Source organism: Rubrivirga sp. SAORIC476, from assembly GCF_002283555.1.
Classification (GTDB): domain Bacteria; phylum Bacteroidota; class Rhodothermia; order Rhodothermales; family Rubricoccaceae; genus Rubrivirga.
Genome location: NZ_MVOI01000003.1, coordinates 164,710 through 178,328, shown reverse-complemented (window position 1 = coordinate 178,328; position 13,619 = coordinate 164,710). Strand labels below are relative to the sequence as shown.

Genomic DNA, 13,619 nt, shown 5'->3' with positions numbered 1-13,619 from the left:
GCCCGCCTCCGCCCCATGACCCGACGCGCTCTCCTGGACGACGCCATCGCCCGGCTCGATGCAGCGGGCATCGAGGACGCCCGTCGCAACGCCGAGTGGATGGTCGAGGAGGCGACCGGCGCCACCCGCGCGGGCCTCTACGCTCGCCCCAACGTCGTGGTCGAGCCCGCCGAGGCGGCCCTCGTGGAGCGCTACGTCGCGCGCCGCGCCACCGGCGAGCCCGTCCAGTACGTCCTCGGCCACGCCGACTTCTACGGCCTCCGCCTGACCGTCACGCCGGACGTGCTGATCCCCCGCCCGGAGACGGAGGAGGTGGTCGAGGAGGCGCTCCGGCGCCTGCAAGGCTGCGAGGCGCCCTGGGTGCTGGACGTCGGAACCGGCAGCGGCGCGGTCGCGCTGGCCGTCGCCCACCAGCGGCCGGACGCCCAGGTCTTCGCCGTCGACGTGTCGAGCGGTGCGCTGGCCGTCGCCGCCGCCAACGCCGACCGCCTCGGGCTGGCCATCTCGTTCGTCGAGGCTGATGCGCTGCGCCCGGCCTTCGCCCTCGACGTGCCGCCCACCTTCGACCTGCTGATCTCGAACCCGCCCTACGTGCCCGAGGCCGAGCGGGCCGGCCTCCAGCGGGAGGTCCGCGATCACGAGCCCGGCACGGCGCTCTTCGTCCCCGATGCCGACCCCCTCGTCTTCTACCGCGCCCTCGCGGGCCATGCCGAGCACCTGCTCCGTCCCGGCGGCTGGCTCGTCGCCGAGACCCACGCCGACCTCGGGCAGCAGGTGGGCCGCCTCTGGACCGAGGCGGGCCTGGTGGAGGTGGCCGTGCTGCCGGACCTGGCGCGGCGCGACCGGATCGCAGTCGGGCGGCGAGCGCGAGGCTGAGTCGGCAGGCGGGAATGCAGGCGTCTGGCGGGGATCCTGCGGCGTGGAGCCTGATGCCGGGGCTCCTGTCCCAAGCCGGTCTATCGGAACCTCCCGTTGTGTGCGGGACGAAGGGGAGGCCGATTGCGCCGGTCTAACACAGGGGCAAGACGTGGAGGCCCGCTAGCCTGAGGACTGTCCGCACCGGGCCCCGGGTCCCTTCCTCTGGAGGCCACCGGGTTCGGTGGAGAGACGCTCCTGTTGGGCCGGCGCGCACCCTGCGCAGGACCGGCCTGTCTCCAACACCCAGTCACATGCGCCTTCTTCTCCTCGCGCTCCTCGCCCTGGTACCGTTCGCGACGGTCCAGGCCCAGGACGCCTTCCAGTCTCAGGTTGCCGGGGTCTACTCCCGCCTGAACTACACCCCTCCGGCCAACACCGGACGGTTCCTCATGAACGCCGTCGCCTCGACGGTCGACCCTGCTCCGTTCGACGGGCGCAATCAGGCGCCTGCGCTCAACGGGAACGATTGGTGGAACGTCTATGACCAGCTCAGCCGTGGCTCGAAGAGCACGACGAGCCCCCTGCCGGCGATCGAAACGGTCGCGGGCCGCGTGGCGACCTGGGATGGGACGGGACACATCCCGGTCGGCCTGATGCTCTGGAACTACAACTACGTCGAGCCCGAGTCCTTCGACGACGACCGCGTGGACGTAGACAACGCGGGCTTCTTCCGACCGGTGGATTACGAGGGCAAGATGCTCAACACGACCACCCCGTTCGGTCTGCAGCGCCTCGTCGCGAGCTCCGCGCTTCGCGCTCCCGGGACCGCAGGCCCGCTTCCGCTCGCCGTGTCGTTCGTCGTCCCCTCGGACCTCGTGTTCGTCTCTCCCGAGATGCAGCTGGTGTCGATGGAGGTCAAGTTCACGGGCGGGGTCTCGTTCCAGCCGATCGCGCTCGACACGCCCGTCTCCTACACCTACAGCTCCGAGAGCTCGCACGAGGTCGTGATCCGAGCCGACATCATCGACCGGGGCACAGCCCGGACCGTCAAGGCCCGGTTTGCGATCGACGTTTCCCCTCCAAGCGCACAGGCGTTCTCGGGCGAGGCCCCCGGATTCGAATCCGGTGACCTCTACGACGGCGAGGTGTTCTGCGGAACGGGCACCACCTCGGGACCCGGCAACTACGAAGGCTGCCGCTCGGCGGGCTACCGGTACGGGATCTACTACGCCAACCCGGATCAGCAGCTTCGCAAGCCCATCATCGTCGTGGACGGCTACGACGTGGATGAGGATCGGGGCGTGCGTGAGATCTACAACCAGTACCTGGACCGCAACACTGGCGGAGGGTCCCTGGCGGACAACCTGCGCGCTCAGGGCTACGACATCGTCGTCCTCGACTGGGTCGACTCGAAGGACTTCATCCAGCGCAACGGCCTCGCTCTCGTCAAGCTGATCGAGACGCTCAACGGTCAGATCGCCAGCACCGGCAACCCGATCCAGGCGGTCGTGGGCGTCAGCATGGGGGGGCTCGTGGCGCGCTACTCGCTCCTCCGCATGGAGGCGGAGGGCCGCGATCACAACGTGCACGCGTTCGTGTCCTTCGATGGTGCTCAGCAGGGCGGCAACGTACCCCTCGGGCTCCAGTACCACATCGGCCACGTGCCGGGCGTCGTGAGCTGGGCCCCGGGCCGCGGGCCGGGCGACTACAGCGAAGACCTGCGGCGCCCCGGCACGCGGCAACTGCTGATGGTCAACCGTGACCATGGCATGACGGACCCGCTCCGGAACGCGCTCTACGATGAGATCTGGGCGCTCGGCGACTACCCGGACGATGTCCGCCGGGTGGCGATCGTCAACGGCAGCGGCACTGGGGACAGGCAGTTCCGAAGCGCCCTGTACGAGGCGCAGGGGGGAGGTAGCACGTCGTCCGCGTATCGGATCGATCCCGGCGAGCAGTATGCCAACCAGACCTTCCGTGCCACGGTGTTCGGCGTCGGGATCGCGCTCGAGATCAATCACTGGGCCGTTCCGAACCAGTCGTCCGGCCGCGTGGAAGAGAACGTGACGCGGTCGTGCGCGCCCTGGCCGGTCGGATGCTCGGGGGTCCTGGAACGGAACGAGTACTTCAGCCCGACGAACGTGCTGCCCTTCGACGGAGCGCCCGGTGGATGGCGCGGATCCCAGGGGGCGCTCGATGACAACGACATCTACATCCGAATCGGGTCGTTCGGCGCGGGCGTCGAGACCAACCTGTACGCGGAACGGCACAACTTCATCTCGTCGGTCAGCGCCCTCGACTATGCGACCTCCGGCCAGTCCCGGCAGTCACTCACGCAGGGGCTCTTCCTGACACAGAACGTCCTCCACGACATCTCCAACGACACGCCCGCGCAGCGACTCGCGCGGACCCCGTTCGACGCGTTCTACCTGCCCGGCGTAACGGCGGGCACCGACGGGCGCAACCAGGAGCACATCGCGGCGAGTGACCCGACCATCGGGAGCTTCTTCTTTCAGCAACTGACGTTGCCGATCCCCGACCGCACCGCTCCGCCGCTGACAGTCTCCATCTCCGGGCCGTCCTCCATCGACAAGGGGGTCCCGGCGAGCTGGTCGGCCTCGGTCACCAACGGGACAGCGCCGTACGGGTACGCATGGTCGTACTACTACAACTGCACGTCGCCGCCTCCGCCGCCGTCCCCATGCTCCGGCGACATGTGCACGGAACTCCAGGCATCGCCCCGCGAAGAGGCATCGTCGCTCGCGCCGGACGATCCGGGCACCTGCGGGGTCTGGAACGATGGGGGGACGAACTCCTACTTCGCGGACACCTTCTGGAAGACCCCGCAGGTCCAGATCCGGGTGACCGCGACCGACGCGGCCGGCCAGACGGCCACCAAGACCCGCTCTGTACGTGTGATCCATGATGACGAGTTGGTCGCAGGCCGCACCTCTGCCGCGCCGCGCGCCGGCGCGGCACGGGCGTCGGCGACCGTGCCGGCCGAGTTCGCGCTCGCGGCTCCCCGCCCGAACCCGTTCTCGTCCATGGCGCAGGTCACGTTCGACCTTCCCAAGGCGAGCGACGTCCGCCTGGCGGTGTACGACGTCCTCGGCCGAGAGGTCGCGGTGCTGGCCGAGGGACGCCACGAGGCCGGGCGCTACACGCCGACCTTCGACGGCGGCCGCCTGCCCTCGGGGACCTACCTCGTGCGGATCCAGGCGGGCACCTTCGGGGCCACGCGCTCGATGACGCTGTCGCGCTAGCCACCGCGGCACCCGCCCGTCCGGGGCCCGTTCCGATGCCGGAGCGGGCCCCGGTCTGTGTCGGCCCGCCTCGGCGCCGAGGCGGGCGGTCGCGAGGTCCCGCGCCCCGCTCCGCGGTAGGTTGCGGCTCGTTCGCTCCGCACCATGACCCTCCTCGTGATCGGCGCCGGGGTGTCCGGGTTGTCCACGGCCCTGCGGCTGCTGGAGGCCGGACACGCCGTCGAGATCTGGACCCGCGATCCGCCTGTCGAGACCGTCTCCGCCGTCGCGGCGGCGATCTGGTACCCGTACCGCGCCGCGCCGGTGGACCGCGTGCTGAGGTGGGGCGAGGCCAGCCTCCGCGAGTTCGTCCGCCTCGCCGACGATCCAGAGACCGGCGTGATCCTCCGCGACGGGCTGGAGATCTTCCGGGAGCCGGTTCCAGATCCCTGGTGGATGTCCGCCGTCCCGGGCTTCCGACGGGCCGACGCGTCCGCCCTCCCGGCGGGCTACGCGGACGGCTTCGCGCTGCGGCTTCCGGTGATCGACATGTCGGTGTACCTGGGCTGGCTCGGCCGCCGTGTCGAGGCGGCAGGGGGGCGGGTGGTGCGCCGGTCAATCGCGAGCCTCGGCGAGACGGCGGGCATGGCGGACGCCGTCGTCAACTGCACCGGGCTGGCGGCGCGGGAGGTCGCGCGGGACCCCGACGTGTACGGCGTGCGGGGCCAGATCCAGGTCGTCCGCGCTGCTGGCGTGACACGCTTCTTGATCGACGACTCCGGCCCGACGTACGTCATCCCCCGCGTCACCGACGTAGTCCTCGGAGGAACGGCCGACGAGCACGTGGACGAGGCGACCGTCGACCCGGCCACGGCGGCGACGCTCCGCGAGCGCTGCGTGGGCCTGATGCCGGAGCTGGCCGGCGCGCCCGTGCTGGCCGACCGGGTCGGCATCCGGCCGTGCCGGGCGACAGTGCGCCTGGAGGCGGAGACGGTGGGGGAGACCCGCGTCGTCCACAACTACGGGCACGGCGGCTCCGGCGTGACGCTGTCGTGGGGGTGCGCCGACGAGGTGGCGGCGCTCGTCTGACGCTCCGGGCCTCCGCCTCGGCCCCGGGGCGGACCGACACGACGGCGGCAGCCCCCGGCCGTAGACTGACACTCCGCTCCCACGTTCTGAATTGGCCCGCCGCTTCGTCCTCCAGCCCCGCGAGCCCGACCTGGCCGACGCGCGCCTCACGCTCGACTACGCGGCCGACCTCGACCCTCAGCAATTCGCCGCCGCGACCGCAGGCGACGGCGCGACCCTCGTCGTCGCGGGCGCGGGCACCGGCAAGACGCGGACGCTCGTCTACCGCGTCGCCTACCTCGTCGAGACCGGCGTCCCACCCGAGCAGATCGTCCTGCTGACGTTCACGCGGCGCGCGGCCAGCCAGATGCTCCAGCGGGCCGCCGGGCTACTCGACGGCCGGTGCGAGCGCGTCCGCGGGGGCACCTTCCACGCGTTCTGCCTCGAAACGCTGCGCCGGTACGCCGAGCGCGTCGGCTATCCGTCCCGTTTCGGCGTCCTCGACCAGGCCGACGCCGCCGACGTGGTGGACCTCGCCCGCACCCGGCTCGGGCTCGACCGGCTGCCCAAGCGCTTCCCCAAGAAGCGGACGCTGCTGGCCATGTTCTCGACGGCCACCAACCGGGGCCTGGAGATCGACGAGGTGCTGGCCGAGAGCTACCCGCAGTACGCCGAGCACCTGGACACCATCGAGCGCCTGCGCCGCGCCTACGCCGAGGCCAAGCGCCGCACCGGCGTCATGGACTTCGACGACCTGCTGGCGCTCACCCTCGACCTGCTCCGCGAGAACCCCGATGTGCGGCGCGAGGTGTCGACCCGCATCCGTCACGTGCTCGTCGACGAGTACCAGGATGTCAACCTGCTTCAGGCCGATCTGGTCGAGCAGTTCCAGTCCACGCACGGCAACGTGCTCATGGTCGGCGACGACGCCCAGTCGATCTACCGCTTCCGCGGCGCCGACGTGGGCCACATCCTGGACGTGCCGAAGCGCTACAACGGGGCTCGCGTGCTGAAGCTGGAGCACAACTACCGCTCGACCCAGCCCATCCTCGACCTCGCCAACCATGTGCTGGAGGGGGCGGTCGAGAAGTACGACAAGCGGCTGTTTACGGACCGCGAGGGCGGCGACCTCCCCGCGCTCGTCGCCGCGCCCGACGACGACATGGAGGCGCGCTTCGTGGCGCAGGTCGTCCTCGACAAGCGCGAGGCGGGAACAGCCCTCAACCGAATGGCGGTCCTGTTTCGCTCCGGCTGGTGCTCGTATGCCCTTGAAGCGGAGTTGAACCGGCGCAAGATCCCGTTCGTCAAGTTCGGCGGCCTCAAGCTCACCGAGGCGGCCCACGTCAAGGACATCGTCGCCCACCTCCGCGTGGCCGAGAATCCGGCCGACGCGGTCGCCTGGAATCGCGCACTACGGCTGGTCGAGGGCGTCGGCCCGACGACGGCGTCGCGGTTGCTGGACTGGATCTCCGCCGCTGCCGAGGGCGGGCCTGGGAGTGCCGTGCACGCCCTCCAGACCTCGGTGGACGAGGTGGTGCCGTCGCCCGCCGTGGCCGAGTCGGTCGGGCGCCTCGTTGCCGCGCTCTCGCCTCTCCGCGACGACGCCCTGCCGCCCGAGCAGCAGGTCGAGCAACTGCTGACCTACTACCGCCCCGTCTTCGAGCGCGTCTACGCCGACGACTACCTGAGCCGGGAGGCCGACCTCGACGCCGTCGTCTCGCTCGCCGCCCGCCACCGCTCGCGGACCGCCCTGCTGGAGTCGCTCGCCCTCGACCCGCTCGACTGGACACAGGAGCCCGCCGACGCGGCGCTCAAGGACGAGCCTCCGCTCGTGCTCTCGACCATCCACTCGGCGAAGGGACTGGAGTTCGACACCGTCTTCCTGATCCACGCCCTGGATGGCGTCCTGCCGTCGGCCTACGCGCTGGCGTCGAGTGACGAGGAGGACGAGGAGCGACGGTTGCTCTACGTAGCCCTGACGCGGGCAGAGACGGAGCTGTACTGCTCGTACCCGCTCGTCCAGTACCGCCGCGGTACCGGCCAATTCCTGACCGAGCCGAGCCGCTTCCTGTCCGGCCTGCCCGAGTCGCTGATCGAGCCCTGGTCGCTCGTCGAAGAGCCCACCTCGCCCGCCTCGGTGCCCGTGTTGCCCGCGTCGGCCCCGCGCGCGCTGCCCGGACCGGACGGCGCCCCTTGACCCGGGGCGCCGTGTGCCCTACCGTGCCGGGGACATGCAGGTCGACTCCCCCCCGACTCCCCGAACGTCCGGCCCCGAGGGGCTGCGGATCGAGCGCGTCTCGCTGGACCGCTACCGCGAGATCCAGGCCCTCAACCGCATCCTCTTCGGCGACGACCGGGTGATCTTCCGCCTCGACCGCGACGATCTGCTGCTGCTGCTGGCGTTCGTCGGCGATGAGGCGGTCGGCTACAAGGTGGGTTACCGGGAGAGCGCGACCACGTTCTACAGCGCCAAGGGAGGGGTACTGGATGCGTGGCGCCGGATGGGCGTCGCGAAGGCGTTGCTCGTTCGCATGGAGGCCGAGGCCCGGCGCATGGGGTACGCGCGTCTCGCGTTCGACACGTTCCCGAACCGGCATCCCGGCATGACGGTCCTCGGGCTGGCGGAGGGCTTCACCGTCACCGCCGCGGGCTACAACGCCGCCTACCGCGATTACCGCATCCGCTTCGAGCGGGACCTCTGAGCCGCAGGACGGCCCCGGTCTGTCCCGGGGCCGGCGGTGTCGGGCTCGGCCCTCGAAGGAGACCCGCCCTCGCCGGCTAGAACAGCGCGTACACGAATGGCGCGAGCGGGCTGCCGGAGACCGACACCACGAGGACGCCGAGGAGCACCAGCACGAGCACGATCGGCAGGAGCCAGTACTTCTTGCGGATGCGGAGGAACTGCCAGAGCTGGCTGAGGACGCTGAGCTTCGACATGGGCGCGGAGGTTTCGGGCAAGGTACCGAGGTGGGGGGAGGCAGCCCACCTCGGGGCCCGGTGGAGGAATGCGACCCGCCCGCCCGCCGTAGACTCCGCAACCCCGACTGCGCGGCCCCGTAGCCGCCTCGCCACCCCCCGACACCCGTGCCCGCCCTCCGAACCGAGATCGCCGAAGGCGTCCGCATCGCGGGCCGGGCGCTGTGGCAGCAGAAGGCGCGCGCGCTCCTGACCACGCTGGGCATCGTCATCGGCATCGTGTCGGTGACCTCCATGTTCACCGTCATCAACGGCATCGAGAAGGAGTTCGACCGCTCGATGGCCATGATCGGCGACGACGCGCTGTTCGTGCAGCGGACGCCCTGGATCATCCTCGGCGACTGGTGGAAGTACCGCAATCGCCCCCCGGTGACCGAGGACCTGGCGCCGTACCTGCGCGAGCGATCTGAGACGGCGTTCGCAGTCGCGGCTGTGACCGGCATCGGGGCGACCGTCACGCGGGGACGCGAGGAGGCCACGGGGGTCGGCGTGGAGACCTCGACGGCAGACTACGTGGAGACGGGCGGCGTCGAACTCGACCTCGGGCGCTTCTACTCGGACAGTGAGGACCGCGCCGCGCGGGCCGTCACCGTGCTCGGTGCCGACGTGGTGGAGGCGCTCTTCCCGGCCGAGGACCCCATCGGCAAGGAAGTCCGCATCGGCGGGCAACGCTTCGAAGTGATCGGGACGCTCACCAAGCGAGGGAAATTCCTCGGCATGGCGTCGGCCGACAACCGGGCCATCGTGCCGTTCGAGACCTACAAGCGGCTGTTCGGCAACGCCGAGGACCTCGCGATCAAGGTGCGCCTGAAGCCGGACGTGGACCAGGCGGAGGCAATCGACGAACTCGTGGGCCTGACGCGCCTCTGGCGCGGCCTCGACGCGCTGGAAGACGACGACTTCTCAGTCAACAGCCAGGACCAGTTCCGCGACCTCGTCCAGACGATGCGGATCGCGACGTACGCCGTCGGCCTGTTCCTGACCGCGCTGTCGCTGCTCGTCGGCGGCATCGGGGTGATGAACATCATGTTCGTGAGCGTCAAGGAGCGGACGCGCGAGATCGGGGTCCGGAAGGCGCTCGGGGCGACGCGCCGGGCCATCCTGTTCCAGTTCCTTTGCGAGGCGGTCGCCATCTGCCTGGTGGGGGGCGTGATCGGGGTCGGTCTGGCGGCGCTCGTGGCCTTCGGCGTCAATCAGGTGTTCACCGCCGAGTTGTCGGTCGGCACCGTCCTGCTCGCCTTCGGCATCTGCGCCGTCGTCGGCGTCTCGTTCGGTCTCGTCCCGGCGTGGCAGGCGGCGAAGGCGCGACCCATCGAGGCCCTCCGCTACGAATGAGGCTGGCGTTCGGGGCGGCGACACGCAGTTCCGAATTCCACCCTCTGAACTCCGACTCCTCAACCCGTGACCGAGACCATCCTCCAGGCGCTCCAGGCGCTTCGCTCGAACCGCCTCCGGTCGGCGCTGACGCTGGTCGGCATGGCGATCGGCGTGTTCTCGGTGATCGCGTCGGTGACGGCGGTCAAGGTGCTCGACCAGACGCTCATGGGCCAGCTCGCGGCGATGGGCACCCAGACGATCTCGTTCGACCGCGTCCCGGACGACCGGCCCGCGACGGAGGAGGAGATGCGGCGTCCGCAGCTGACCTACGACCAGGCGCTGGCGTTGCAGGACCGCGTGCCGCTGGCCGCCTCGGTCAGTTCGACGCTGTGGGGCGGCAGCCGCGAGGTGCGGACGACCGAGGCCTCGACGGACCCCGACGTGAACGTGATGGCGACCGACCAGGGCTACGCGCAAAACAACGGCTGGGAGATGGACCAGGGACGGTTCCTGTCCGAGGACGACGTCCGCTCGGCGGCTTCCGTGACGGTCCTGGGCTCGACGGTCGCCGAGGAGGTGTTCGGCGACATGGACCCGCTGGGCCGTGAGGTGCGCATCGACGGGGTGCGCTTCACGGTGGTGGGCGTGCTGGAGGAGAAGAGCGGCGGGCTCAACCTGGGCGACTCCAACAACCGCGTGATCGTGCCCATCACGCGGGGGATTCCGGTGTTCGGATTGCAGGATCGTGACGTGACCATTGACGTCCGCGCGCCGAGCGCCGAGATGCTGGCGGCGACCCAGGACCAGGCCGTCGGCGCGCTGCGGGCGGTACGTCGGCTCCCGCCCGAGGCCGAGGACAACTTCGAGACGTTCACCAGTGCCGAGGCGGCCGACGGACTCAAGGCGTTCACGAGCGCCCTCGCGACCGGCGGCGCGGGCATCGGCCTGATCGCGCTGCTGGCGGCCGGCGTCGGCGTGATGAACATCATGCTGGTGAGCGTGACTGAGCGGACGCGCGAGATCGGCGTCCGCAAGTCGCTCGGTGCGACCCGGCGCGACATCCTGCTCCAGTTCCTCGTCGAGGCGGTGGTGCTGTGCCAGCTTGGCGGTCTGGCGGGCATCCTGATGGGTGTCCTCGGGGGCAACGTGGTGGCGGCGCTCATGACGACGGCGCCCGCCTTCCCGTGGGGCTGGGCGACCATCGCGGTCCTGGGCGTCACCGTCGTGGCGCTCGTGTTCGGTGTCTACCCGGCCACCAAGGCGGCGCGGCTCCATCCCATCGAGGCGCTGCGCTACGAGTAGGAGAAAGCGGGCAGAGAACAGAGGATTCGAGTCTCGGCACCCGCTAGCTTGCGGCTCCGTCTCCTCATCCTGTGCGTTCCGCCATGTCCACTTCTGAAGATGCCAAACGCGCGGTCGGCCACGCCGCCGCCGCTCTCGTCGAAGACGGCATGCGTCTCGGCCTGGGGACGGGCTCCACGACGGCGTTCGCCATCGAGGCCCTCGGCCGCCGCATCGAGGCGGAGGGACTGCGTGTCGTCGGCGTGCCGACCTCATTTGCGGCTGAGCGGCTGGCGCGGGCGTCCGGCGTCCCGCTCATCACGCTGGACGACCTGGGGATGGCCGCACTCCCGACGGCGCAGGCGCCCCTGGACCTCGCCTTCGACGGTGCCGATGAGGTGAGCCCGGACCTCGACCTCATCAAGGGGCGGGGCGCGGCGCACGTCCGCGAGAAGGTGGTGGCCGCCCTCGCCGCCCGCTTCGTGGTCCTGGTGGACACCTCCAAGGAGGTCGCCCGCCTCGGGACCACGATGCCCGTCCCCGTCGAGGTGCTGCCGTTCGCGGAGCCCGCCGTCGCGCGCGCGCTTCGCGGGCTCGGCGCCGAGCCCGACCTGCGCATGGGCCAGCGAAAAGACGGGCCGGTGGTCACCGATCAGGGCCTCTGGATCCTCGATGCCCGGTTTGAGGGCATCCGCGATCCCGGCGCGCTCGGCGCAGCCATCGACGGCATTCCGGGCGTGCTCGGCCACGGCCTGTTCGTAAACGTGGCGACCGACGTCCTGGTCGGCGATCCCGACGGGAGCGTCCGCCACACTGTGCAGCCGCGCGAGCGCTAGCGCCAGACCACCCGCAGGTCGATGTCGCGCGGACCGACGCCCGACACGGTGGCGCGGACGGTGTGACGAAACCGGCTGCTGGTGGCGGTGGGCACCGCCGCTTCGGCCTCCAGAGCGAGCGCGATGGAATGCGTCGTCTCCGAGGCGTAGGGGACCTCGGCGCGGTCGTCCTCGCCGAGCCCGTCGGTGAGCGCGCGGAGGGTGAGCCCCTCGAAGGACGGGCCGCCACCGCCAACCGCGGCAGGCTTCAGCGCCCATGCCTGGGCAGACACCGCAAGCCGGAGCGTGAGCGTTTTGAGCGTCCGAAGGTCCGACTCGGACGCGCTCTCGAACGCAGGCGGGGGCGCCCCGGACAGGTCGATGGGCATGGCAGATAACGAAAACCGCCCCGCCGGTCGGAACCAGCGGGGCGGTGGAAGCGGGGACCGAGACTCGGTCTAGCGCAGGCGGAACGTCACCGGGACGGCGAAGCGGACCTTGACGGGGCGACCGCGCTGCTGGCCCGGCGTGAACCGGCTCTCGCGGACGGCCGTCAGCGCGGCCTCGGAGAGGAGCTCGTTGGGCGAGCGCAGCACCACCGGGTCCACGACGTTGCCACGCTCGTCGACGACGAACTGGACCACGACCTGACCCTCGATGCCCGCGCGACGCGCGAACTCGGGGTACTCGACACGGCTCTGCAGGCCGGGCAGGCCACCGATGAGCTCCGGCTGGACCTCCGCGACCTCGAAGATCTCGGGCTCCGTCGGTTCGGGCTCCGGCGGCGGCGGCGGCGGGGGCGGCGGCGGGGCGTCCGGCGGCGGCGGCGGAGCGGCCGGCGGGGCGGGCGGGGCCGGCGGCGGCGGCGGGGTGTCGGTCAGGTCGAGGTCGATCTCCTCGATGACCTCCTCCTCGATCTCGATGTCGTCCGGGACCTCCTGCGGCGGAGGCGGCGCGGGCGGCGGAGGGGGAGGCGGCTGGATCTGCTGCGTCTGCTCGATGTCCTCGAGCTCAATGATCTCCTGCGCGTCGTCCATCACCACCACCTCGCTACCGCCCGAGTACGGGACGGTGAACGCGGCGACCATGAGGGCGAGCGAGGCGAGCAGCCCCAACTGCAGGAAGAGCGGGTATTTCCGCTTGAGGTCGGCTTTGGGCGTCTTGTAGAGGGCCATGTCGGAAGGGAGAGAGGGCGGCCGGGTCAGGCCTCGGGGGGAAGGTAGGCCCGTCGGGGGCGTCGGCGCGAGTCCTGTGCGGAAATCGGCGAGCGTCCGGTCTACAGACACAGGCCTCGCGCAGAAGTTGCTCGGGCGTCAGCGCAGGCGAAACGTCACCGGGACGGCGAATCGCACCTTGACGGGGCGACCGCGCTGCTGGCCCGGCGTGAACTGACTCTCGCGAACGGCCGTCAGCGCGGCCTCGGAGAGGAGCTCGCTGGGCGAGCGCAGCACCACCGGGTCCACGACGTTGCCACGCTCGTCGACGACGAACTGGACCACGACCTGACCCTCGATGCCGACGCGCTGCGCCATCTCGGGATAGATCACCCGGCTCTGCAGTCCGGCGAGGCCGCCGATGAGCTCCGGGTTGACCTCCACCACCGTGAAAATGGGGTCCTCGACCGGCTCCACCACCGGCGGCGTCGGGGGGACGGGCGGCGGGTCCGCGACGACCGGAGGCGCGATGACGGGCGGATCCGCCGGGGGCGTCGCTGAAATCTGCGGCACCTCATCCGACGACAGGTCGAGGTCGCGAATGAGGTCTTCCACCTCGATGTCGTTGGCGACCTCGACGGGCGGCGGCGGGGCAGGAGGTGGAGGTGGCGGGGGCGTGGTCTGGATCGTCGGGTCCGCGAACAGCGGCTCTAACACATCGTCAGGGCCCTCGGCGAACGAGGCTGGCTCGGCGGGGGGCGTCGGGACGGTGAACGCGGCGATGACGGCGACCAGCGCGACGATCATCCCCACCTCGGCGTAGAGCGGGCGGCGGCGCCGGACATCGGCCTCCGGGGTTTTCTGGACGGACATGGGACAGGGGAAACGTGTCCCATCCAGACACGCCC

12 protein-coding genes are annotated in these 13,619 nt (G+C 70.9%); 8 read left to right on the top strand and 4 right to left on the bottom strand.

The annotated features are described in order from the left end of the window. Nucleotides 1-15 precede the first annotated feature (15 nt). The 5 genes from prmC to B1759_RS02555 all read left to right on the top strand — a co-directional run bounded on the left by prmC (nucleotide 16) and on the right by B1759_RS02555 (nucleotide 7,870). Nucleotides 16-876: a peptide chain release factor N(5)-glutamine methyltransferase gene (gene prmC / locus B1759_RS02575; RefSeq protein WP_095513475.1), complete on the top strand. Its 861-nt coding sequence runs from the start codon at nucleotides 16-18 to the stop codon at nucleotides 874-876. Nucleotides 877-1,169: 293 nt separating this feature from the next. After that, nucleotides 1,170-4,121, top strand: a complete 2,952-nt coding sequence (locus B1759_RS02570; protein WP_095513474.1) for a T9SS type A sorting domain-containing protein — start codon at nucleotides 1,170-1,172, stop codon at nucleotides 4,119-4,121. A 144-nt stretch (nucleotides 4,122-4,265) separates the two neighbouring features. Continuing rightward, the gene (locus tag B1759_RS02565) at nucleotides 4,266-5,189 is read left to right on the top strand and encodes an FAD-dependent oxidoreductase (protein WP_095513473.1); all 924 of its coding nucleotides are present in this window, start codon (nucleotides 4,266-4,268) and stop codon (nucleotides 5,187-5,189) included. Between the two features lie 91 nt (nucleotides 5,190-5,280). Next, on the top strand, nucleotides 5,281-7,365 hold the full coding sequence (locus B1759_RS02560) for an ATP-dependent helicase (protein WP_095513472.1): 2,085 nt from the start codon (nucleotides 5,281-5,283) through the stop codon (nucleotides 7,363-7,365). A gap of 34 nt (nucleotides 7,366-7,399) precedes the next feature. After that, nucleotides 7,400-7,870 carry a GNAT family N-acetyltransferase gene (locus tag B1759_RS02555; RefSeq protein WP_095513471.1) on the top strand — a complete coding sequence of 157 codons (471 nt, stop codon included), beginning with the start codon at nucleotides 7,400-7,402 and terminating at the stop codon, nucleotides 7,868-7,870. Between the two features lie 76 nt (nucleotides 7,871-7,946). On the opposite strand, the gene B1759_RS19905 is transcribed toward B1759_RS02555, so the two are convergent. After that, nucleotides 7,947-8,105 (bottom strand): DUF5989 family protein, encoded by a 159-nt coding sequence (locus B1759_RS19905; RefSeq protein WP_198948724.1) that lies wholly within the window; start codon nucleotides 8,103-8,105, stop codon nucleotides 7,947-7,949. A gap of 147 nt (nucleotides 8,106-8,252) precedes the next feature. Here B1759_RS19905 and B1759_RS02550 point away from each other — a divergent pair, with 147 nt between their 5' ends. The 3 genes from B1759_RS02550 (at nucleotide 8,253) to rpiA (ending at nucleotide 11,578) form a co-directional block, all read left to right on the top strand. Continuing rightward, on the top strand, nucleotides 8,253-9,479 hold the full coding sequence (locus B1759_RS02550) for an ABC transporter permease (RefSeq protein ID WP_095513470.1): 1,227 nt from the start codon (nucleotides 8,253-8,255) through the stop codon (nucleotides 9,477-9,479). A 66-nt stretch (nucleotides 9,480-9,545) separates the two neighbouring features. Beyond that, nucleotides 9,546-10,763, top strand: coding sequence for an ABC transporter permease (locus tag B1759_RS02545; protein ID WP_095513469.1), 1,218 nt, complete (start codon nucleotides 9,546-9,548; stop codon nucleotides 10,761-10,763). Between the two features lie 83 nt (nucleotides 10,764-10,846). Further along, a complete protein-coding gene (gene rpiA / locus B1759_RS02540; RefSeq protein ID WP_198948723.1) occupies nucleotides 10,847-11,578 on the top strand; it encodes a ribose-5-phosphate isomerase RpiA in 732 nt (243 codons plus the stop codon). On the opposite strand, the gene B1759_RS02535 is transcribed toward rpiA, so the two are convergent. The 3 genes from B1759_RS02535 to B1759_RS02525 form a co-directional block, all read right to left on the bottom strand. Beyond that, the gene (locus tag B1759_RS02535) at nucleotides 11,575-11,946 is read right to left on the bottom strand and encodes a hypothetical protein (RefSeq protein ID WP_095513467.1); all 372 of its coding nucleotides are present in this window, start codon (nucleotides 11,944-11,946) and stop codon (nucleotides 11,575-11,577) included. The genes rpiA and B1759_RS02535 overlap by 4 nt on opposite strands. A 69-nt stretch (nucleotides 11,947-12,015) precedes the next feature. After that, nucleotides 12,016-12,732: an energy transducer TonB gene (locus B1759_RS20410; protein WP_095513466.1), complete on the bottom strand. Its 717-nt coding sequence runs from the start codon at nucleotides 12,730-12,732 to the stop codon at nucleotides 12,016-12,018. Between the two features lie 138 nt (nucleotides 12,733-12,870). Next, a complete protein-coding gene (locus B1759_RS02525; RefSeq protein ID WP_198948722.1) occupies nucleotides 12,871-13,584 on the bottom strand; it encodes an energy transducer TonB in 714 nt (237 codons plus the stop codon). Between the last annotated feature and the right edge of the window lie 35 nt (nucleotides 13,585-13,619).

Bases quoted from the DNA above. Each gene is read 5' to 3' on its own strand.
- prmC (WP_095513475.1), top strand. From the start codon at position 16: ATGACCCGACGCGCTCTCCTGGACGACGCCATCGCCCGGCTCGATGCA.
- B1759_RS02570 (WP_095513474.1), top strand. From the start codon at position 1,170: ATGCGCCTTCTTCTCCTCGCGCTCCTCGCCCTGGTACCGTTCGCGACG.
- B1759_RS02565 (WP_095513473.1), top strand. From the start codon at position 4,266: ATGACCCTCCTCGTGATCGGCGCCGGGGTGTCCGGGTTGTCCACGGCC.
- B1759_RS02555 (WP_095513471.1), top strand. From the start codon at position 7,400: ATGCAGGTCGACTCCCCCCCGACTCCCCGAACGTCCGGCCCCGAGGGG.
- B1759_RS19905 (WP_198948724.1), bottom strand. From the start codon at position 8,105: ATGTCGAAGCTCAGCGTCCTCAGCCAGCTCTGGCAGTTCCTCCGCATC.
- rpiA (WP_198948723.1), top strand. From the start codon at position 10,847: ATGTCCACTTCTGAAGATGCCAAACGCGCGGTCGGCCACGCCGCCGCC.
- B1759_RS02535 (WP_095513467.1), bottom strand. From the start codon at position 11,946: ATGCCCATCGACCTGTCCGGGGCGCCCCCGCCTGCGTTCGAGAGCGCG.
- B1759_RS20410 (WP_095513466.1), bottom strand. From the start codon at position 12,732: ATGGCCCTCTACAAGACGCCCAAAGCCGACCTCAAGCGGAAATACCCG.
- B1759_RS02525 (WP_198948722.1), bottom strand. From the start codon at position 13,584: ATGTCCGTCCAGAAAACCCCGGAGGCCGATGTCCGGCGCCGCCGCCCG.